Consider the following 22,236-nt stretch of genomic DNA (forward strand, 5'->3'; position numbering starts at 1 on the left):
AAATTGCTAGACCTTTTTTGATTTTAAATTTGACTACAGTTTAGCGCTACTACATGTCTTTGTACTGAGCTTCTAAACTCGCAATTAAGCTTTGAGTCACATCATCAACACTTGCACCGTCAAAATGGATGTCCAATGTCGAGCTCCCTTTTGTAATACTCAGGTTTGCCTCAGATCCCCCGTCTGGTGCCACTTCTACATGATACTCTCCGACATCACCAGTATGATCACCTGATTGAAGATCATTAAGAAGCTCTCCAATTTCATCTTTAGATAAGTCGTCAAACAGATCTGAGAAGTCTAGAGCGTCTTCATTTTTATTGAAGTCAGTGACAGTATCAACATCGTTAGTGACTTCACTCCACTTAAAGATGTCCGCCCCTTCTGACCCTGTTAAAGTATCACTACCTAAACCACCAATCAGAATATCATCCCCTTCACCGCCAACGAGTATGTCGTTGCCACCATGACCAAATAGTAAGTCATCACCAGCGCCGCCATATAAATTATCCGATTTATCTCCTTGGTGAGTTTGGTTGAATTCTTCCAAGTTATTTCTAACGTACTCATGTATATCTTCGCCGTCAACGGTAGACACATCCTGACCCGTTTGCTGCGCCACATGTGATTGAATCGCACTTAAGCCTTGTTCATTACCACCAAACTCAATTAAGTCACCTAACAAGATATCGTTACCTTCACCTCCTTGAATAGTGTCTGAACCTTGTTTGAGAGGTACATCTTGACCCAATATCGTTTCAGCAAGCTTAGTAACATCAATATCTGACTCTACCACACCATCAGTGTCATACTGCTTGAGTGTATGTTCATCAACGCCACTCCCAAGACCTATCGCTTCTATAGAGGACAATGCCGCTAGTACTTGATACATGTGTTGAGCTTGTGTCGAGCTATTCCCTTCATCGTAATAACGGATAGAGCCATAATATCTGTCGATATCGCCAAGGATTCTTCCTGTTAGCGGTGAATAAACCTTACCGTAACTATCTATAACGACATCACCTTTGTAGGTAACTGTTTGTCCGTATGAGTAATTGTTTTTACTCGCAATATCTTGCAGGGTAACAAGCTTGCCAGAATTATCGACGTCCAAAATCACTTTCGAGAATTCACTCGGTGCTACACCATAGAGGTATGTTGCTCTATTTGGTTGACCATCCGTAACAAAGTACGTGATATTTTGGCCATTAGGGTTAGGTTGACTGCTGAACCATTCAACGGCCGACTGTAAGCCCGCCTCATAGTTTGTGCCGCCAGAACCCTCATCATCAATTACACGATTCAACTCTTCTACAAACTCTTTTCTTGCTGTAAGAGAACTCAAGTCAACAGAAATCACCGCTGATGCACTTGAAGCAAATTCACTAAGGTGAATATTCACTGTCCCTGGCTTCTCTCCTTGATTTACCGCACTTAACAGCTCATCAAACACATCTAGCACTTCTTGCTTCGCAGTTCCTACCCAGTTACCCATGCTCCCTGAAGTGTCCAGAACAAATGCGATGTTGTAGTCCTGACCTGCAATGATCTCCAATCCTTGAACATCACCAACAATAATATCGTGATCGTCACTACCCGTTATCTGATCATTCCCATGCGATCCCGACTCCAACACATAGTCACGAGCTGTAAGCTCAACGGATTCAGTTGTTGAAGCTGCGTCATTATTTGATCCTTCAACAGACGTAGCAGTAACGCTTAGCGGGAACTCTAAGCTGCCTTCATAATCGAATGGCACTCTGATATCCAGGGAAAGCTTACCATCTGTACCAAGAGTGACAGGGTAATCTCCATTTGAATCTTGCTTAATTGCGACCCCATCAACATACACGTCAACACCGTCTGGTAGATCTTGTACAAGAGCAGTCTGCGCTAAATCCTCACTTCCATCGACATCAACTAGATCAACATCCACATCGACCGAAATCCAGCGATCTTGAAGCACTTCATAAGTGCCATCAGGTTTCAAATCAACAATTTTGTCTGCAAAAACAACGCGTTCAATTTCATATAAATGATCACCTCGGTCATCACTACCTGTATGATCGTTTACCGAATCGATAGAACGACTATCTAATAAAATCCAATATGGAACTTTACCTCCATGATCGTCTTTGAAGGTCATTTTGTAGTCATCAAAGTTCCCTGTTAAGTAGACTGTATCTTTACCATCATGCAGAGTAAGACTGGTCGCGTCATCACCATAAAACGTATCATTGTTACCACCGCCAACAAATACGTCATCGCCACCGCCACCATAGAATACATCGTTGAAATCTGTCCCAACAAACAAGCTGTCGGTGTCACTTAAGTCAGTATTGACTCCCAACACAACACCAGCGTGTGTATTAATTTTAGGTACTGCATTATCCAACCCAAGGTTGGCTGCGACAGCCTCATTTTCGGTATTGGTATTATTTATTGCCGATGTAGCTAAGTGATGGTTTGGATCAATAGCATCTCGTTTAACTAAGTCGCCAACATTGATCGTGATCGTAGGTGCATCTGCGATAGCAACAACATTGATATCAAGTGTATTTGTTACGCCAGTATTTGTGGTATAGCTAATTAATGGAACGTCACCTGACCAATGCTCAGCAGGTTCAAATATGTAACTACCATCTCGGTTTACTAGTAACGTACCACTAGTCAAAGAAACACTTTCGCCTACCTCGTAATCAGCACCATCGATAGTAAGATGATCTACCATCAGAATATTGTCGCCGTCAGAGTCATTAAGCAATACATTCCCTTGTAGAGTATTGTCTTCTATGGTTTCGCCCAAATCACTTTCCGTTTCCGTCGGTAAGTTCTCATGTACTACAACATTGATCGCCAAGTTAGATTCTGCTGAATCACCATTCGAGCTTTCTGTACTCGTTGCAGTCAAATTGATAGTGAAGTCATCATGGGAGCCCGCAGGTGGAGTCACAGTAAGTGCATCTAATGCCCAACTTGTCACGTCCAGTTCTTCATCAATAGTTGCGACAGTAATAGAACTATTTCCATCTGAAAGGATCGCACCTACAGGTAAGCCAGTTAGCGTGACTTTAAGTGATTCAGAGCCATCTGTATCATTTAAGCTTGCTTTAATTTCAGAGAGCGGTATCGCTGTATCTTGTAACCCTTCGTTCAGCTGGTATGTTTCGTAAAACGCAACACCATTAACTTCTTGTAGTTCAGACGTTCTGATATCAGTTGCTTCTAGTGCACTTTCATCACTAACTACGTAAAGACTACTATTGCTCAGGTTGACAGGCGCTTGTCCATTAATGGATACATCCACATTAAAGTTACCCGGACCACTTTGGTTATGGTGATAAATTTCAATTGGATAAAAGCCAGATACCGAAGGGGTAAAGCTAGCTCCCTTAATATCACCACTGTCGCTCCCCCAACGAGCTTGATCAAGTAACGTACCACCCAACTTAATTGCAAGGCTATCATCGGCTTGACCGACAAAGTCGTAACTCGAGCCAGCTTCGAGATAAACAAGAGATGTGACTAGAACGGCCTCATTTGCCAAGGTTGCATGAGTCCCTAAATCTTCCACATTTGCCCAACTCAATCGAGTACCATCGGCTTCATTAAGAGCGTTGATCGCTGAGATTAGAGTCTCTCCATTGACCCCCATACCATCACTAGAACCAACTTGAACATTACTCCATGTCGTAACGTTAAACTCTTGTTGAGGCAATGAGTTTAATGGCGTCACTGCAATTAAGTTCGGTTTGTCAGCTACAGGGTTCACGTCTATTGTCAGTGTCGACTCTTGACCAGAGCTCTGCCCATCTGTCGGTTTAAAACCAATTTGAGCGTAACTAGATTCCTGATCTCCGACTTGATTTCCGCCGAAGCTGTCACTGCCTGATTCATTTAATTCAGGTACAAAACGAACACCGTTTTCCTCAAAAAGCGATTTATCGAGGACTTGATCGATTTGTACAGACTGCCAATCGCCTTGCGAATCTCTGTACTCTAATGAGCCATCGCTAGGAAGCGTTGTAATTTGGACGGATAGATCTGATACATCAGAGTCCACATCGCTAATACCGAATGATGACCAATCAAGCATCACTTGAGTATCTTCATTCATCTCAACCACTGAAGGCGAAGATTCAGGAGCATCATTCACATTTACCAGAGAAACATTTACCTCGGCAGTATCAATCCCGCCAGTTCCATCGATAACCTCAACCTGAAGCGTATAATCGCCCAAGTCAACATCATCGATTGTCTTGTTCAATGAAATCTCTCCACTTGTCGGGTCGATATCAAAAATACCATTAGTGCTCGAGCCATCTGCAAAGCGGTATACAAGCACGTCATTATCGTGATCTTCAGCAACGACCGTGCCGATAACGGCCCCACTCACCGTGTTTTCGTTAACTGACCCGAAGTCGTAAACATCATCATTTGGTTTGTCACCAGCACTATCGCCGCCAGAAATAAACTCTGGAGCGTGCTGAGCATCTATAATAGAGACTGTTACTTCATTCGAGTCACTTGCAAGCGTCGAATCTGCACCAACCGTATCAATTAGAGTCACGGTTAGGTTTTCAAGATCTTCGTAAATACCATCATCGAGAGTTTTTATATCAATCGGCGCCGACGTTTTACCCGCTGGAATCGTGACTGTGTACGTACTTGGAGCAATATAATCTTTGTCATCAACATTCCCTCCGATTGTGAATGTTACCAGTACATCTTCATCTGCTTTTTGGTCAATGTTGACGATAAATTTTGCATCACTACCTTCATCAACTGAGGATTGATCTGAGCTAATAGTCACTTTCGGTGCACTTTGGGCATCAACGATCACAACACTTGCGCTGTTATTTGAAGCAATGCTCGCATCAGCGCCATCAACCTCTTTAATGGTTACTGTGAAAGATTCTGCGCCCTCATAAATACCATCGGTGACCGTCAGTAAGTCAAGAGCAGCTGAAGATTGACCCGCAGGAACTTCAACACTCAGAACGCCAACAAAATCTTTTCCATCTTGGGCCACGCCACTATATTCGACATGAACCGTAACACTCTCATCTGCAACTTTATCAAGTGTCAGCGTAAAGCCTGCCGTTTCACCTTCATTTACGCTGTTTTGATCGGCACTAATACTAACTAAAGGTGCAGGATCAGAATCCACAATATTTGCGTTACCAGTTGCAATACCATTACTGGTGACACTACCGATTTCCGTAACCGTCAGACCAAAGCTCTCATCACCTTCATGGACATTATCTAGTTTGGTCGGGACTGCGACTTTAATTTCAGCGACACCTGGAGGTATGGTAACGTCTCCATTAGGCGCCATATCTAATGTTTGAGTTTGACCATGAGTATCCACATAGGTCACTACCATAGTGCCTAAATCAACATCTTCCGCAGTATAGCTATCATTTGTTGTTGACTTCAGATTGACGACAACGGCCTCTTGAACAGGGTTAGAGAGTAAAACGGTAAATATTGCGTCAGTTCCTTCAATGACATCGCCGGCATCTACTACGCTAAGTTTTGTACTGTCATTATCAAGAACTGTTGCCGTCCCCGTTTCACCGCCGATCTCAAGAACGATCGTTTCGCTGCTTTCCACAACCAAGTCATCAATAGTCGGAATCGATATTTCGAAGCTACTTATACCTGCAGGAACAATCAAGTAACCACCTAAGAAAACAACACCATTTGTATAGGTTGCATTTGATAGATTTACGTCATTCTTATCAACTGAAGAACCTTGAGCAAGCATATCAACTTGGTACTTAACGGCAGTGCTAGTGGTTTCATTTAGAACAACCGAGAACGTGACATTGTCACCCTCAGTCACGCTATCACCGACCACAGACAGGCTTGGCCCATTTTCAGCAATATTACCATCTAGCATTTCATTAACGATATTGACTGTAGATGGATCGCTAACGCCATTTTCAGAGTCGACTGCCACATATCCAAAGCTGTCTTCGGCAGGTACACCTTCTACATAACGTAACTCCCAGTTCCCTTCATTTTTCGTAGAAAAATCTAACTGAGTAATGACCGAACCTTCAGGAAGAGCTAGATCTTTCCCATAACCAACGCTTGTTTCTTGGAATAGCATGAAGTTGCCTTCAGGCTTCAAAAACTCGAACGTTTGAGTCTGTTGGACATTATTTGAATCTAAGTATGTAACCGTAATAAGTGCTGCGTTGTCATCACCGTAATCAAACAATCCACCTAATCCATCTAAGCCAAGGTTTACGCTGCCCACAGGATTATTAGACAAATCGATCGTAATCGTTTCACCTTTCTCAATACCCTGCCCATCATTGTCAGCGATACCATTGCCGATGTGTGACACCTGGCGGTTGTACTGCGCAAGCTCACCGCTATCAGAAGAAATGGTGATAGAAGCTCCATTTGCTAAATGCTCAGTACGGGAGTGTGATGGACCTCCGTCCTCACTTAGCCCCCAATTATTGAAATCTGTTGTAGACTCGGAACTATTTAGTGTATCTGGGCGATCCTTGATACCTAACAAGAAACCCACATTATCAGCTTCATAGTAAAGGCTGTCTTTGTCATAAAGCGTATCGCTTACTTCTTTAATTTCGTGCAGCTCACCATCACTATCTTTAAAGAACAACGTACCTGAGGTTGGCAGTTCAGTAATTCGGACATGTAGATCGTTGCCTTTTAAGTCGTCTTCAACATCCGCGATATGATCTTGAGAGTCACCGTGACCCAGAGGCTTCGTATCGGTATCAAACACAACGTGCGTAAGCTGATCATCGGCCACATGCGTAAAGTCTTCACTGTCAGGTTTGTCGTTTACTGGCGTGACATCGACGTTAACAATGGTGGATTCACTGACACCACCGGAGGTGACGATGTAGGTGAAGCTGTCTGCCCCGTGGAAGTTGTCGTTTGGCGTGTAAGTGACGCTGCCGTCCGGGTTGACCGAGACCGTGCCGTTAGCTGGACCGTTATTGGTATCCAGCGACACCACTTTGTCGTCGCCTTCGAACGTGTCGTTACCTAAAACCTTGATGATGGTTGGTGTGTCTTCCACAACCGTCGCGCGGTCAGATTCAATATCTGCCACAGGCGCCACTGTGAAGTTCACCGTTTGGCTAACGCTTTCACCGCTTGGATCGGTGGCGGTAAAGGTTAGGGTTTCTGAGCCGTTCCAGTCCGCAGTTGGGCTAATGGTCGCGATGCCATTTTCAATCGACACCAACACGTTGCTGTTGCCGGACACTGAGAAGTTCAGTGCGGAGTCGCTGTCTTTAAATGCGTCGTTTAAATCAATCGTGTAGATCGTAAAATCTTCTGCTAACACTTGATCTGAAATCACATTGTCGACTGTTGGTGCATCGTTAACGCGATTCACAATCAAACTATCACTGTCGCTAACCGTTGGATTAACACCATCCGATACTGATGCGCTGATCGTTAGGTCTTTAAGGTTGAGTTCGTCGTTGTTAACCGCGTCAACACCCGCTTGAGTCAGTTTGACTTCATCGCCAACTAGCGCAAAGTAGCCGTTTGAGTTGTTTTCTAAAGAAACGGTTAATTGCTCTTCTGGCGTGTCGATATCAGCGACTTCCAACGTTGCCACTACCGTATCGGTATTCACTGCATCTTCAGTGATACTTTCTACAGCATCGACCTTGATCGTTGGCGCATCGTTTACTGGGTTAACGGTAACAGCTACTTTCGCTTGGTCAGTCAGCGAACCATCAGTGATGGTGTAAGTGATTTCGGCGTCACCATTGAAGTTCTCGGCCGGTGTAAAGACCAATTTTCCATCAACAATCTCAACTGTGCCTTGCGCTTCAGGTACAGACGCCGATTGGATAGACAACTTATCGCCATCAATATCGGTGTCGTTTGGCAGGACATCAATCGTCACTGGCGTGTCTTCGTCAGTAACGGCATTGTCATTGGTCGCCACTGGCGCATCGTTCACTGGCGTCACATCGACGTTCACCGTGGTGAATTCCGATACCCCACCGGAGGTAACGATGTACGTGAAGCTGTCTGTACCGTGGAAGTTGTCGTTTGGCGTGTAAGTGACGCTGCCGTCCGGGTTGACCGAGACCGTGCCGTTGGCTGGACCGTTATTGCTATCGAGCGACACCACTTTGTCGTCGCCTTCGAACGTGTCGTTACCTAAAACCTTGATGATGGTTGGTGTGTCTTCCACAACCGTAGCGCGGTCAGATTCAATATCTGCCACAGGCGCCACTGTGAAGTTCACCGTTTGGATCGGTGGCGGTAAAGGTTAGGGTTTCTGAGCCATTCCAGTCTGCGGTTGGAGTGAACGTAGCAATCCCATTGACGATCGCCACTTGAATGTTGCTATTACCAGAAACGCTAAACGTTAACTCACCATCGGCGTTATCCACATCACTGAAGGCCGTATTCAGATCGATGCTGTATGGCGTAAAATCTTCCGCCAAGGTTTGGTCTGCAATGTTGCTTTCAACCACAGGCGTGTCGTTCACCGCATTCACGGTGACGTTGACCGTTGCTTGGTCAGTCAGTGCACCATCAGTAATCGTGTAAGTAATTTCAGCGTCACCATGGAAGTTCTCAGCCGGTGTGAAGACCAGTTTGCCATCAACGATCTCAACTGTGCCTTGTGTTTCAGGTACGGAAGCCGATTCAATCGACAGCTTATCACCATCAATATCGGTGTCGTTTGGCAGGACATCAATCGTCACTGGCGTGTCTTCGTCAGTAACGGCATTGTCATTGGTCGCCACTGGCGCATCGTTCACTGGCGTCACATCGACGTTCACCGTGGTGGACTCTGACACCCCACCTGACGTAACGATGTAGGTGAAGCTGTCTGTGCCGTGGAAGTTGTCGTTTGGCGTGTAAGTGACGCTGCCATCCGGGTTGACCGAGACCGTGCCGTTAGCTGGACCGTTATTGGTATCCAGCGACACCACTTTATCGTCGCCTTCGAACGTGTCGTTACCTAAAACCTTAATGATGGTTGGCGTGTCTTCCACAACCGTCGCTTTATCTGCCACGATATCCGCCACTGGCGCTACTATGAAGTTCACCGTTTGGCTAACGCTCTCGCCGCTTGGATCGGTGGCAGTAAAGGTCAATGCTTCTGAGCCGTTCCAGTCCGCGGTTGGAGTGAACGTAGCAATGCCATTTTCTATTGAGACATTGACATTACTGTTGCCTGAGACGCTAAACGTTAACTCACCATCCACGTTATCCACATCGCTGAAAGCAGTATTTAGATCGATGCTGTATGGCGTGAAATCTTCCGCCAAGGTTTGGTCTGCAATGTTGCTTTCAACCACAGGCGTGTCGTTCACCGCATTCACGGTGACGTTGACCGTCGCTTGGTCAGTCAGCGAACCATCGGTGACGGTATAAGTGATTTCAGCGTCACCATGGAAGTTCTCAGCCGGTGTGAACACCAGTTTGCCATCAACAATCTCAACTGTCCCTTGGTCACTCGGCACAGACGCCGAGTCAATACGTAATGTATCACCATCGATGTCAGTATCGTTTGGCAGGACATCAATCGTCACTGGCGTGTCTTCGTCAGTAATGGCCGTGTCATCGTTTGCCACTGGCGCATCGTTGACTGGTGTGACATCGACGTTCACCGTGGTGGACTCTGATACCCCACCCGACGTAACGATGTAGGTGAAGCTGTCTGTACCGTGGTAGTTGTCATTCGGCGTGTAGGTCACGCTGCCATCCGGGTTGACCGAGACCGTGCCGTTAGCTGGTCCATTGTTGGTATCCAGCGACACCACTTTGTCGTCGCCTTCGAACGTGTCGTTATCTAAGACCTTAATGATGGTTGGCGTATCTTCCACAACCGTCGCTTTATCTGCCACGATGTCCGCCACTGGCGCTACTGTGAAGTTCACCGTTTGGCTAACGCTCTCGCCGCTTAGATCGGTAGCCGTAAACGTCAGCGCTTCTGAGCCGTTCCAGTCTGCAGTTGGAGTGAACGTAGCAATCCCATTGACGATCGCCACTTGAATGTTGCTGTTGCCAGAGACGCTAAACGTTAACTCGCCATCCACGTTATCCACATCGCTGAAAGCGGTATTCAGATTGATGCTGTATGGTGTGAAATCTTCCGCCAAGGTTTGGTCTGCAATGCTGCTTTCAACCACAGGCGTGTCGTTCACCGCATTCACGGTGACGTTAACCGTCGCTTGGTCAGTCAGTGCACCATCGGTCACGGTGTAAGTGATTTCAGCGTCACCATGGAAGTTCTCAGCCGGTATGAAGACCAGTTTGCCATCAACGATCTCAACTGTACCTTGTGTTTCAGGTACGGAAGCCGATTCAATCGACAGCGTATCGCCATCAATGTCGGTGTCGTTTGGCAGGACATCAACCGTTACTGAACTATCTTCCTCTGTAATTGTTGTATCATTAGAGGCAATAGGCGCATCGTTAACTGAGTTTACTGTTACCGAAACTTGAGCTTCATCCTCTAACTCACCATCTGTGATGGTGTAGCTAATCGTTGCATTACCGTTGAAATTTTCGGCCGGAGTGAAAACAAGCTTACCATCGATAATCTCAACGATACCTTGCTCTTCTGGTACAGAAACAGAGGTAATGATTAAATCATCACCTTCAATATCACTGTCGTTAGCGAGCACATCAATTACAACCTGGGAATCCTCGTCAGTTTGAATCGCATCATTAGTTGCTATTGGCGCGTCATTAACAGGCGTAATATCTAAGTTAGCAGTGCCATTAATAACACCGCCATCTTTATCAATAATGTCATAGGAGAATGACACTTCAGTGTCATCGTCAGCCTCTGGAATGTAAGTCCAAGATCCATCGCTGTTATCAATTAAGGTGCCATTCCCACTCTCAATAGTGACGTTTGTAATGACAAGAGTATCGGCATCATCAATATTGACGTTCGATAGTAATTCTTCAGTAGTTATCGTGATTGGATCGCTATCTTCCTCAACAGCGCTTAATGTCACTGGAGAATTAGTAAGTGGCTTACTTGAGCCATCCCCACTTGTCTCGATACCTGTTGTGAAGAAGTCATTTAAGGTCAACGCTTGAGTTTCAGATAAGCCGAGGGATTCTAAGCCAATAGTTTCAAAGTTTGTTGAGGCTAGCACTTCAGTACCATCTCGTACAATCGTGGCACTATTTTGCAAACTGGAGCCACTATTTTCACCCGCTGCAGGTGCGAGTTCTTCATCAATAGCAGAAGGGTCTTGACCTTGCTCAATAGCACTAATAATCTGTGCTACATCGTCTGAAATATCTTTTAAACCTTGCTCTTGAGCAAGCTGAATTTTCAGGTCTTGAGGCGCAGCATCTGTCATTGCCACTATCACTTCACCTGGTAGAGGCTGCTGTCCTTCTGCAAGGACTCTCAGCTGCCCATCCAAACCTATTACGACGACTTGATTACCGAGTGGCACTAATGCTGTATGATCCATATAAACCTTAACCCTAAATAACTGTCAAGTTTTTGACTAACAATACTAATTTGCTATATATTGCCCGAATATATAGTGCAATAACAGCAATTTGATGCTCAATAAAGTAATTATGTGTCATACATCAATAAGAATCCAGATGCATAAGTGTTTTATTTTATTAAAATCTGGACACACGTTCCTAGCTATTACCTCCATCTTTAATTTGAGATCTTAATTCAAGTTTTAGGCAGATTTAGTAGGTTGATTTATCAAAATTGAAACAAATGAACAGCGAATCAACAGGTTACTTCATCGCATATTAATGTTATTGTGCGCTAAATTATTGACGCCCTTATAAGTATTCCACTTATAAGCCCTATCACCTCGAGAATTTTTACCATTATCTAGGAGAATCACAGTGAAGTGGACTCGTGCCAACGCCTTTTGTATTGGTATGTTCACCGCTAGTCATGCGTTTGGGCAAACGCTAGAGCAAGCGGTTGAAAACACATTAAAAACCAATCCTGACATCAAAAGTGCGTTCAATGAATTCGTTAGCAAGCAGTATGTGAATGAAGCATCTGGTGGTGCTTACCTCCCATCCGTAGACTTAGATGCCGGTATCGGTTACGAAGGAATCAAACCCGCAGAGTCAGGGCGAGATTCAACCGACCTGACAAGAAAAGAAGCCACCGTGACACTAACCCAGCTAATATGGGATGGCTCAGCGACACTTAATGATATGGATCGAACAGCAGCTGATGCTGAATCGGTCCGTTATCAACTTCTAGCTGATGCCCAAGACACCGCTCTAGAGGTCGCGAAAGTTTATTTAGACTCAGTAAAAGCTTATGAAATTCTTACACTTTCCGAGAATAACTTGAAAGTGCATAAGAAGATCTATGAAGACATTAAAAAGCGAGTTAACTCAGGTATCGGTTCTACAGCAGACCTAACCCAGGTAGAGGCTCGTTTAGCAAAGGCTCACGGTAACTTGGTGGCAGCTCAGAACAACTTATATGACAGCCACACCACCTTTACACGCCTTGTCGGACAGTCACCACAAGGATTGATTTTCCCAAGAGCGGACCAAAACTTTATTCCCTACACCATCGATGAAGCGATTGACTTGGCATTCGAGTCACACCCAGTAATCAAAATCTCGGTAGCTGATGTGGACTCTGCAAAGTTCCAATACAAGCAATCTAAGGGAGCTTACTACCCAACGATATCGGTAGAAGCGGCTCAAACATGGCGTGATGATGCAAGCGGTATTGAAGGAAGCAGCGAAGAGACAACAGCAATGTTACGTATGCGTTACAACCTCTTTAACGGTGGTAGTGACGTAGCCAACGCTGAAAGTTTTGCCTACCAACTAAATAAAGCAAAAGACTTAAGAGAACGTGCATACCGCCAAGTCGAAGAAGGTCTTCGTCTATCTTGGAGTGCGTTAGATTTAACACTTCAACAAAAAGAGTTCCTAGCGGATCACGTAGATTCGGCCTCTGAAACTGTCATCGCCTACGAAAAGCAGTATCGCATTGGAAAACGCACTCTGCTGGACTTGTTAAATACTGAAAACGAACTTTTCGAAGCGAGAAAGAACTACTTGGATGCTCGATACTCAGAGCAGTACGCCAAGTACCGCGTTATGAACGCGACTGGCCAATTGTTAAATGCCTTGCGTGTCGATGTACCTACAGAATGGAATGAAAAGGTGGAGTACTGATCATGAAACCAGTGAAGATTCTATTTGCATTGGGTATGCTCGCCATCACTCAACACGTTGTTGCTGAAGACGAATATGAGTATCGTCCTGTACCAAATGCAGAACAAATAGCAGATTTGCAAGATGACGATAACGATGGTGTCATCAATGCTCGAGATATGTGCCCAGGTACACCTGAAGGCTCAGAGGTCGACAACGACGGTTGTGGAGAATACATTAAAGCATCAGATAACATGCAAGTGCGGATACTTTTTGCTAACGACTCTGATGAGATCAATCCAGTCTTCAGAAGACAAGTCCGAGAGCTTTCCGACTTTTTAAAAGAGTACCCTACTACTTCGATAGAGCTGCACGGCTATGCTAGTAAAGTTGGTGGTTCAAAGCATAACCAAGATCTTTCTGAAAGACGAGCACGCAATGTCCGTGAAGCCCTACTAAGCTACGACATCGAACCGAGTAGAGTCCGCATTGTTGGTTTTGGTGACACTCACTTAGCACAGCAAGGGACCGATGAAGTCAGCCATGCTTTAAATCGTCGAGTAACCGCATCAGTCGTTGGTTACAAAGGCGAGATAAAAAGAGAGTGGACAATATTCACAACTCTTCCAGAAAGGTAAAGTACCTGTTTTTGTTTGCTCTGCAAGCACAAAGCAAACAAAAACGAGTGAATACTTAACCTCAGAAAAGGAGCTTCGGCTCCTTTATTTTTACTCATTTCGACAACCGTATTATGCTTTAGGAATCGGCACTTTAGTGTTACTCTAGCCACGTCATAACAACGAGAGTTTTGAAATGAGCAAACTTACATCAGATATCCAAGCGAACCTTGACCTTTTTGTTGCAGAAACGAAAGAAAACCAATTGGTTTGGGGTCTACGCAATGAAGAAGGTTGGCTATCTTGCGATTCAACTGAATTCGAAAACAGCGAAGTCATGCCTTTCTGGTCTTCTAAAGAAGATGCAGAAGCACATAATGTTGAAGAATGGGCAGATTTTACTGTACTAGAAATCCCATTAGATATCTTTGTTGAAGATTGGCTTTTGACTCTTGCTGAAGATGGTGTTCTTGTTGGAACTAACTGGAACGATCAGTTAGAAGGCAAAGAAATGGAGCCTCAAGATCTAGCAAAGCTTTACATTGATTAAAGATTTCTGACCTCAACTTTATGTTGAGGTCTTTCTTTTTTATGCCTCTTCTTTCAATATCTCGACCAAGTGCATAGTTTTACTACTCTTTTTCTTAGTACACCCAACTCAATCACAACGCTGATGCGTTAAAAGCGCTATGATAACTCAACTTTAAAGGCACCTTAAATTAAAGGCTCGTTTAAACATGCGCGTGCTCTATCCCTTGCTTGCGTCACTTTTGCTCACTCCAGTATATGCAAGCGACACTCAAGATATTGAACCAAACCAAAATATCACACAGTGGCACTCTGTCTACCAAACCACACTACGAAGCAACCCTGAGTCGGCATTGAGCATGCTTCAAGATCGCTACCATACAGCGAAATCGGACAGCGAAAAGCTCTACGTAAGTGGATTGATTTATGAATATATGTCAAACATAAATCAGCCTTACTACGGCAGCAGTCAAGTCTTAGACAACCCTTTTTCTCAATTAGAATCAGAATATATTCTTGCCTTAAATGAACGTAAGCATGGTAGTTACGAGGCCTCAGTAGATAGCTTTTCTTCTTTGCGACAGACAATGAAGAAAATATCCGATTCCGAAGGCAAGGCTCTGATGAACTATCAACTTTGTTATACGCTGAATCAACAAGGTCGTTATCACAAAGCAAACTTTTATTGCTCATCCTTAGAGAGCCACTTAAATCATAAGCATCAAGAAAACTTCCCTGTTGATCTCGCTTTGCGCGTGGTAGCAAATAACTACAATTACCGCGGTGACTATGAAAAAGCCTTAAGTTTGTATCGACAGTTGATGGCCAACATGTCGACGCAAAGCGATCCTTCAGGGATTTACAATGACGTCGGCAATTTACTTGCAGAGCTGGGGCAATTTGAACAATCAGAGCAATATCTCATTCAAGCCTTACTGGTTCGCCAAGATGAAGGGACACCTCTTGAAGTTGCGCAAGTCGAACATAGTCTAGGAGCGATGTACAGAAAATCCAAAGAACTCGATAAGTCCATCAGCCACTACAAAAATGCATTAACGATTCTCGAACAACTTCATTATCCATACGGGCAAGGGTTGACCTATTTAGGGTTATCTGCTGCTTTGGCCGATTCTGGGCAATTGGATACCGCGGTAGATTACATTGGAAGAGCATTAAACATTGCCCAAACTTATGAGAATACGCACCTTGAAACAGAGGGTCATTTGGCTGCTGGATTGGCATATTTAAAGAACCATACACCCGAAAAATCGATTGAACACGGTACAATTGCGTTAAGATTAGCGGTAAAAAACGCTAGGCCCTTATTGCAAGCGCAAGCCCAATTACTCCTCTCAAAAGCATACCAAGCTCAAAATGATTACAAAAAGGCGCTGGAGCATCACAAGGCCTACTCGACGATTGAACTAACGAACCGAGACGCGAGTAATATCAAGGCGTTAGAGGCACTAGATCTCACTAAAAAAGAGTATGAATATGATCTACAAGTCGCGCAGTTGAACAACGAAACTCTTCTAAGTCAGTACCAGTTTGAAAAACTCACAGACCAACAACGCACTTATAATTTTGTTGTTTTCTGTTTATTGATTCTCCTCGCTCTGGCATTGATGGTTCAGCGACAAACACGCTTAAAAGCCAAAATAGACAGCTTAACGTGTGCATTAAACAGAGCGGCAATTATAGAGACGATTAAAAGCCACACCTCCAAAGCGGAAGGAGACTTCCGCTACGTTCTAGCATTAATCGATCTAGATGACTTTAAGGCGATTAATGATCAGTATGGTCATCCGACTGGCGACTTAGTACTACAACAGGTATGCAAAGCGCTTAAAGCTAAACTTAATAAGGGAGAGTACTTGGGTCGTTTAGGTGGAGAAGAGTTTATCTTGCTATTGAAAAACGTCGATGAGATTGACGTTCCCTTTAGAATACAAAGTCTGCATAAAACAATTTCAGAAAAGAGTGTACATTCGCTTAATAATCATCAATTGAATATATCTGCGAGTCTGGCCTATCTATCAACCTCAATGCCACTCACCAACTTTGATGAGCTCTATTCGATATTAGACCAAGCGTTATACAATGCTAAGAAGCAAGGAAAAAACTCCCTTGTGGATGCATACAACGAGCCGATCAGTTTAAGTGCTGAGTATATTCTCTAATAAAACCAAACCACCAGCGTAGTGGTTTGTTATAGGTGGAAGCATCAGTAAGCCATTCAGATGCAACACCATCATCAAGGAGTCTTTGTGCCCAAGGCAAGAAAAAACATTCAGTCTCTAGAGCGAGGTTTTCTAATCCTCGAGTTGCTCTCGATGAGTGAGTCTCCCCTATCATTACAGACGATCAGTAATGCGATCCAGTTAAATAAGACGACTGTTCACGGGTTACTTGCGACTCTACACTCTCTTGGATATGTATCCAAACACAACCATAGCTACAGCCTAGGGTTTAGATGCTATGAACTGTCTAAGCCGATTGAACAAAAAAACGAAGCTATCCGACAACATTTTGTTCCATTGCTGAAAAAATGGCCCAAGTGACTAACAACACAGCTTACCTCGCTGTACAAAGTGGCGCTAAAGAGTACTTGTATATCGATGCTATAGAGCAGGATAACCCTCTTACTATCCGTAGCCCGAGAGGGAAACGAGAAGGACTCACAACATCTGCGATCGGCAAAGTTTTTCTTAGTTTTGATGATGAGCTTCGTCGAACATTACGCCTTGAAAACCAAATATCCCCCACGTTAGAAACTGAACTTAATCAGGTTGTATTATCAGGTTACGCACTCGATTTAGAAGAGGCAGAGCCAAACCTCAATTGCTTAGCGATCCCCCTTTACTTGGATGGTAAAGTCGTTGCTGTTGCAGGTGTTAGCGGTGCTGCCTCCGAACTGACGGTCACTAGGCTAAAACACTTTGCCAGCATCTTTCTCAAATTTTAAGATTTGACAATGTCGAATCCTAGGCCATTTTTATACTGTTTTGATTACATGCTTATACGTCGCCTCTAATATGGTCGTTGTTCAACTCAACAACGTAGGAGAAGCGATGTCTACTGTATTAATCACCGGCGCTAACCGTGGCTTAGGCTTGCAATTTGTCCGCCACTACCTTGGAAAAGGTTGGCAAGTTATCGCAACTTGTCGTTCACCAGAAAATGCTAAGCAGCTCAATGAACTAGTAACCCAATCTAATCAACTTCAACTGATGGCTCTAGACGTCACTAACCAACAAGATATCGATCAGTTAGCCACTCGATTAGCGGATCGTCCGCTCGATCATTTAATTCTTAATGCAGGTGTATTAGGCGAAGAGTGTGCAAAGCTTGGCGAAATGACCCAGAAAAAATGGCTAGAAGTACTAAACATAAATACCGTCGCACCTGCCCTGCTAATTCAAGCCCTACAAGACAACGTTGCGAAAAGTCAGCACAAAACCATCGTGGGAATCTCAACCCGAGTTGCGAGTTTAAGCGATAACAGTTCAGGTAACATGTACAGTTATCGAGCATCTAAAGCAGCGCTTAATCAGGTTCTAGTATCAGCAGCACGCAATCTCGAATCGCGAGGAGTAAAAACTGTCGCAGTTCATCCCGGCTGGGTAAAAACCGATATGGGCGGTGAGGACGCAACCTTTTCTGCCGAGGAAAGTGTTGCAGGCATTGTTTCGGTCGCAGAACAGCTAACACTTGAGCAATCCGGAAGCTTCCGCGTATTTGATGGCTCTACAATCGAATGGTAATTGATCTCTAAATGACGTCTCCCGGCCAAATTGAAGGCCGGGAGAATACAGTAAACTAATAGGCCAAAAAGATAAAAGCTCGCACTATCGTCAGACAAGCGAGCCCTTATCGTCTATGGTGTTGTACTACTGTCAAACGCTGAGGAAGTCAGCGATTGCAGAGGCGTCATTTAGGCAATGATTTCCTGTGAAACTCACTCAATCATCCCATTCAGGCGCTAGCCCTTCAGGGTTTACTTCGCGGCCATTTCTTTCTAACGCATCTATCTTTGCAATCGCCTCTTCACTCAGATTAAGTTCAAGTGCTTTCAGGTTACTTGCCAAATTCTCTCGTTTAGTTGAAGACGGGATCACCGCGTAACCTTTTGACAAAGCCCAAGCAAGCGCGACTTGAGCGGGCGTGGCCTGATAGTCCTCAGCAATACCTGCAATAGTTGGGTCCCCAAGTACTTTCCCATATGCCAAGGTCATGTAAGACGTTACCTGAATATCGTTTTCCTGCATGAAGCTGACCAACTTACGATTTTGCAAATAAGGGCTAAGCTCGATTTGGTTAGTAACAATATTCTCTTTACCGACCACTTCTATCGCTTGTTGCAACAAGTCAATATTAAAGTTGGATACGCCAATATTACGGGTTAACCCTTGCGATTTAGCTTCAAGTAATGAAGCCATGTATTCGTTCAAGTTATTGTTATTGCCAGGCCAATGGATCAAGGTCAAATCCACATAATCTGTATTTAGCTTTTCTAAGCTCTCTTTTAGACTTGGAATGAGTTGTTCCGTGTTCATGTTATCAACCCAGATCTTGGTCGTAATGAATAGCTCATCACGTGCAATACCGGATTGTGTCAATACTTCACCGATTTCTGCCTCATTACCGTAAATCTGTGCAGTATCAATTACGCGGTAACCCACTTCTAACGCATTACGGACTGAATCCTTAACTACTTCACCCTCTAAACGAAACGTGCCGACGCCAAATGATGGTACTTTCATCTAAATCTCCTGAATTATCGATTTTATAGTTGATTCGAAGCAAAACTTTACGCCGCAAGAAACTTTCCGTAAAGTTAACAATACTCAAATCTAATTTGAAATATATTCAACAATGAAAGCTACTCTAGATGAAATGCGCACCTTTATGGCCGTGGTCGATACGGGTTCAATCAGCTCTGCGGCTGAACTGTTATCGATGACCGTCTCGGCGGTGAGTCGATCGGTATCTCGGCTAGAAGCCAAACTCGAAACGACCTTGTTAAATCGCACAACCCGTAAGTTAGATGTTACTAATGAAGGAACGATATACCTCGATAAAGTCAGACATATTGTAGAAGCAGTAGAGAATGCCGAAGCACAACTGAAAAGCCAGAAATATAAGCCTTCTGGCCTCCTACGAATAAACGCAGCTACCCCCTTCTTACTGCACGTACTAACTCCGCACATTGCTAAATATCAGAGCTTGTATCCAGAAGTCGAAATCGATCTCAATTCCAATGAGGAAAATATTAGCCTTTTGGGAACAAAAACCGATATTGCTTTTCGTATCGGTGAGCTACAAAACTCAACCATGCGCGCGATATTTCTTGGTAAAAGTCGGATTCGAATCGTCGCGAGTCCAGAGTATTTAAGACAACATGGTACTCCAACCTCAATAGATCAGTTACTCAATCACAAGCTACTTGGATTCAACAAGCCGGAGTATCTTAAGGAATGGCCGATCATGGATGATAAGAACAAACTTCTGCGTATTATGAGTAGCCTAAGATCTGATAATGGCGAGACGCTAAGATGTTTAGCCTTACATGGTGCGGGGATAGCTTGCCTGTCTGACTTTATGACCTACTCTGACCGACAAGCTGGTCGCTTAGTGGGCGTGCTTAGTGAACACACGCATAATGTCGAACAGCCCGTTCATGCGGTGTATTACAAAAATGCCAGCACCTCACGCCGGATCAGCTCTTTTATTGACTTCATCAAGCAAGAAATCAAGGTAGAGAACCACCAGTTCCTTTAAAGACCACCGCTGTTTGTAGCAAAACACTTTTGTCTTTTTGCCGCTTTTTCTCACAACAAAAATCTCATAGTGTCCTGAATATCAGGGAGGCACCTTGCCTCCTAGTACTCACAGTAATAGTCAGGCTTCATAATGCATAAAGATTTAAGTAACAGATTCACCATCGGGGTTGAGCTCCCCCTAGATAATGACTGGACCCAAGAAGGCCAGAAAAAACGCCTGCTCCAACGAAAACCGTTCGGCGTACCAGACATGAGTGCACATAAACAGCGTATTATGTTAGCCGATAAGTTAGGCTTTAACGTAGCGTGGGTGAGAGATGTCCCGTTGTACGACCCTAACTTTGGAGACGCGGCACAAATTTATGAACCGTTCAGTTATCTTGGCTATCTCTCTGCGTGCACCGACAACATTCTACTAGGGACAGCAGCGATAGTATTACCGTTAAGACAACCTTGGCTAGTGAAAAAAGCCGCTGCGACCATCAACGAGTTAAGTGGTGACCGCCTGATACTCGGTGTGGCTAGTGGAGACCGCCCTAGTGAATATCCCGTTTTTAATGCCAACTTTGACAGCCGTGGATCAGCTTTTCGAGAAAGTGTAGAGATTTTGAAAGATACGAAAAATGATAAACTGGGTAACGATCTACAGTTATTACCCGAGTTTGCTGATATTCCTATCTATGTCGCAGGGTTAGCGCAGCAAAGTCCACAATGGATAGGAGAAAACCTAGACGGCTGGCTCGCCTACCCAGGCACACCTGATGATCATGAACACCGCGTTGCACTTTGGCGCTCCGTAGCGGGAAACAAACCCTACGCCAGCTTTATTCATCTTGATTTAGTCGATAACCCAAATGCACCAGTCGTTCGGCATCATTTTGGTATCCGGGCCGGAGTCAATGGCTTGAGCGATGAGCTAGAAAAAATGCAAGAAGCAGGAGTCAATCACATCGGGTTGCATTTCCGTCGTAATAGCCAACCAATTGAGAAATCAATGGAACAGATCGCTCAGTACGTGTTGCCACGCTTTAACTAAGATCAAATAAAAATATGTGCCACCTTACTAAGGGGTGGCACGCTAGGCTTGGCACTTGGAAAAACAAAAGCTGCAATAACGACAAAACTCTTTTGTTAAAACAACAATAATAGAGTTATTTTAAAGTAAGTCTTGGTTGAATAAAGTCGATGAACGCGGAAATACGTTTAGAGACTGAAGAAGATTTGTAGAACACAGCATTGACCTGTTCTCGTCCAGTATTTGTGATTTTTTCCGATTCAAACAATGCCACTAACCGTCCAGAATCAAGATCATCTTTCACCATAAAGCCAGATAAACATGCAATGCCGTTCCCTGCCAGCACTAACTGTCTAACCGTTTCACCACTGCTGGATAGGATATCAGGCTCTATCATCTCAAACCCTCGTAATGGCCACTGATTTAACACTTTAGCGCCAGAAAAACCGATCAAGTTATGACTGCGCAAATCGCTCACCGCTTCAGGGAAACCTCGTTTAGATAAATAACCAGGCGTGGCAACGATAAATAGTGGGCTTGTTCCTAAAGGTTTAGCATGCAGTGTTGAATCCGATAATCGTCCAATACGTATCGCCACATCGGTTCTTTTTTCCAATAGATCCACAAAACCCTCATTAGAGGTAAGATCGAGCTGAATATCAGGATAAGCCTCTTTAAATGGCTGAATTAACGGCACAAGTTGATGTAAAACAAATGGGCTAGCGGCATCAACTCTTAAGCGCCCCTTGGGTAGTTCACCTCGTGTAATGATCTCTTCTTCAGCTTGCTGTATTTGTAGTAAACCTAAGCGAACCGCTTCAACAAACTGATGCCCTTCCTCAGTAACTTCCACTCTGCGTGTCGTGCGATTCAGCAAGGTTACCCCCAACTGTGATTCAACTTTACTAACCGCACGAGATACCCTAGCGACTTGAATACCTAGTGCATCAGCAGCGGAAGAAAATCCACCACTATCCACAACTGCCATGAGAATCTCTAATTCATCTGATCGGGTTAACATTTCATCCCCTTTCTTAACTGCGCATTTTCATCATTTATAACAAAAGTATTTTGTAATAAACACCATTTTTCGCAACGAATAACTCTTTAATAATACACGACATGGAAACGGGCT

The 22,236-nt window shown here is 44.2% G+C and carries 11 protein-coding genes and 1 pseudogene; 8 read left to right on the forward strand and 4 right to left on the reverse strand.

Annotated features, from left to right (window positions below; all coding sequences use genetic code 11):
- Window positions 1-49: 49 nt before the first annotated feature.
- Both R7Z41_RS02850 and R7Z41_RS02855 read right to left on the reverse strand, forming a co-directional pair.
- Window positions 50-8,239: a tandem-95 repeat protein gene (locus tag R7Z41_RS02850; RefSeq protein WP_318136305.1), complete on the reverse strand. Its 8,190-nt coding sequence runs from the start codon at window positions 8,237-8,239 to the stop codon at window positions 50-52.
- Complete coding sequence (locus R7Z41_RS02855) at window positions 8,226-11,468, reverse strand: tandem-95 repeat protein (protein WP_318136304.1); 3,243 nt, start codon at window positions 11,466-11,468, stop codon at window positions 8,226-8,228. Before R7Z41_RS02855 ends, R7Z41_RS02850 begins: the two co-directional genes overlap by 14 nt.
- 400 nt (window positions 11,469-11,868) lie before the next feature.
- On the opposite strand from R7Z41_RS02855, the gene R7Z41_RS02860 reads away from it, so the two are divergent.
- The 6 genes and pseudogenes from R7Z41_RS02860 to R7Z41_RS02885 all read left to right on the forward strand — a co-directional run bounded on the left by R7Z41_RS02860 (window position 11,869) and on the right by R7Z41_RS02885 (window position 18,067).
- Window positions 11,869-13,179, forward strand: a complete 1,311-nt coding sequence (locus tag R7Z41_RS02860; protein WP_017821962.1) for a TolC family outer membrane protein — start codon at window positions 11,869-11,871, stop codon at window positions 13,177-13,179.
- Between the two features lie 2 nt (window positions 13,180-13,181).
- A complete protein-coding gene (locus R7Z41_RS02865; protein WP_005377354.1) occupies window positions 13,182-13,796 on the forward strand; it encodes an OmpA family protein in 615 nt (204 codons plus the stop codon).
- A 175-nt stretch (window positions 13,797-13,971) separates the two neighbouring features.
- The gene (locus R7Z41_RS02870; RefSeq protein WP_005377352.1) at window positions 13,972-14,325 is read left to right on the forward strand and encodes a DUF2750 domain-containing protein; all 354 of its coding nucleotides are present in this window, start codon (window positions 13,972-13,974) and stop codon (window positions 14,323-14,325) included.
- Between the two features lie 187 nt (window positions 14,326-14,512).
- Complete coding sequence (locus R7Z41_RS02875) at window positions 14,513-16,483, forward strand: diguanylate cyclase domain-containing protein (protein WP_132937123.1); 1,971 nt, start codon at window positions 14,513-14,515, stop codon at window positions 16,481-16,483.
- An 87-nt stretch (window positions 16,484-16,570) separates the two neighbouring features.
- A pseudogene (locus R7Z41_RS02880) lies at window positions 16,571-17,268 on the forward strand (IclR family transcriptional regulator).
- A gap of 106 nt (window positions 17,269-17,374) precedes the next feature.
- Entirely contained in the window at window positions 17,375-18,067 is a 693-nt protein-coding gene (locus R7Z41_RS02885) for an SDR family oxidoreductase (RefSeq protein ID WP_132937121.1), read from the forward strand.
- A gap of 198 nt (window positions 18,068-18,265) precedes the next feature.
- Here R7Z41_RS02885 and dkgB read toward each other — a convergent pair whose 3' ends face one another.
- Window positions 18,266-19,066, reverse strand: coding sequence for a 2,5-didehydrogluconate reductase DkgB (dkgB, locus tag R7Z41_RS02890; RefSeq protein WP_053304418.1), 801 nt, complete (start codon window positions 19,064-19,066; stop codon window positions 18,266-18,268).
- A 112-nt stretch (window positions 19,067-19,178) separates the two neighbouring features.
- On the opposite strand from dkgB, the gene R7Z41_RS02895 reads away from it, so the two are divergent.
- Window positions 19,179-20,084, forward strand: coding sequence for a LysR family transcriptional regulator (locus R7Z41_RS02895; RefSeq protein ID WP_005377343.1), 906 nt, complete (start codon window positions 19,179-19,181; stop codon window positions 20,082-20,084).
- Window positions 20,085-20,216: 132 nt separating this feature from the next.
- Window positions 20,217-21,122 (forward strand): TIGR03571 family LLM class oxidoreductase, encoded by a 906-nt coding sequence (locus tag R7Z41_RS02900; RefSeq protein ID WP_053307049.1) that lies wholly within the window; start codon window positions 20,217-20,219, stop codon window positions 21,120-21,122.
- A 115-nt stretch (window positions 21,123-21,237) separates the two neighbouring features.
- On the opposite strand, the gene R7Z41_RS02905 is transcribed toward R7Z41_RS02900, so the two are convergent.
- Window positions 21,238-22,122, reverse strand: coding sequence for a LysR family transcriptional regulator (locus R7Z41_RS02905; protein ID WP_005377338.1), 885 nt, complete (start codon window positions 22,120-22,122; stop codon window positions 21,238-21,240).
- Window positions 22,123-22,236 lie beyond the last annotated feature (114 nt).

Source organism: Vibrio sp. 1457, assembly GCF_033340195.1.
GTDB classification, from domain to species: Bacteria; Pseudomonadota; Gammaproteobacteria; order Enterobacterales; family Vibrionaceae; genus Vibrio; species Vibrio alginolyticus.

What these genes read in the sequence shown, in the direction of transcription:
- R7Z41_RS02855 (WP_318136304.1), bottom strand. Translation starts at nt 11,468, where the DNA reads ATGGATCATACAGCATTAGTGCCACTCGGTAATCAAGTCGTCGTAATA.
- R7Z41_RS02865 (WP_005377354.1), top strand. Translation starts at nt 13,182, where the DNA reads ATGAAACCAGTGAAGATTCTATTTGCATTGGGTATGCTCGCCATCACT.
- R7Z41_RS02870 (WP_005377352.1), top strand. Translation starts at nt 13,972, where the DNA reads ATGAGCAAACTTACATCAGATATCCAAGCGAACCTTGACCTTTTTGTT.
- R7Z41_RS02875 (WP_132937123.1), top strand. Translation starts at nt 14,513, where the DNA reads ATGCGCGTGCTCTATCCCTTGCTTGCGTCACTTTTGCTCACTCCAGTA.
- R7Z41_RS02885 (WP_132937121.1), top strand. Translation starts at nt 17,375, where the DNA reads ATGTCTACTGTATTAATCACCGGCGCTAACCGTGGCTTAGGCTTGCAA.
- dkgB (WP_053304418.1), bottom strand. Translation starts at nt 19,066, where the DNA reads ATGAAAGTACCATCATTTGGCGTCGGCACGTTTCGTTTAGAGGGTGAA.
- R7Z41_RS02895 (WP_005377343.1), top strand. Translation starts at nt 19,179, where the DNA reads ATGAAAGCTACTCTAGATGAAATGCGCACCTTTATGGCCGTGGTCGAT.
- R7Z41_RS02900 (WP_053307049.1), top strand. Translation starts at nt 20,217, where the DNA reads ATGCATAAAGATTTAAGTAACAGATTCACCATCGGGGTTGAGCTCCCC.
- R7Z41_RS02905 (WP_005377338.1), bottom strand. Translation starts at nt 22,122, where the DNA reads ATGTTAACCCGATCAGATGAATTAGAGATTCTCATGGCAGTTGTGGAT.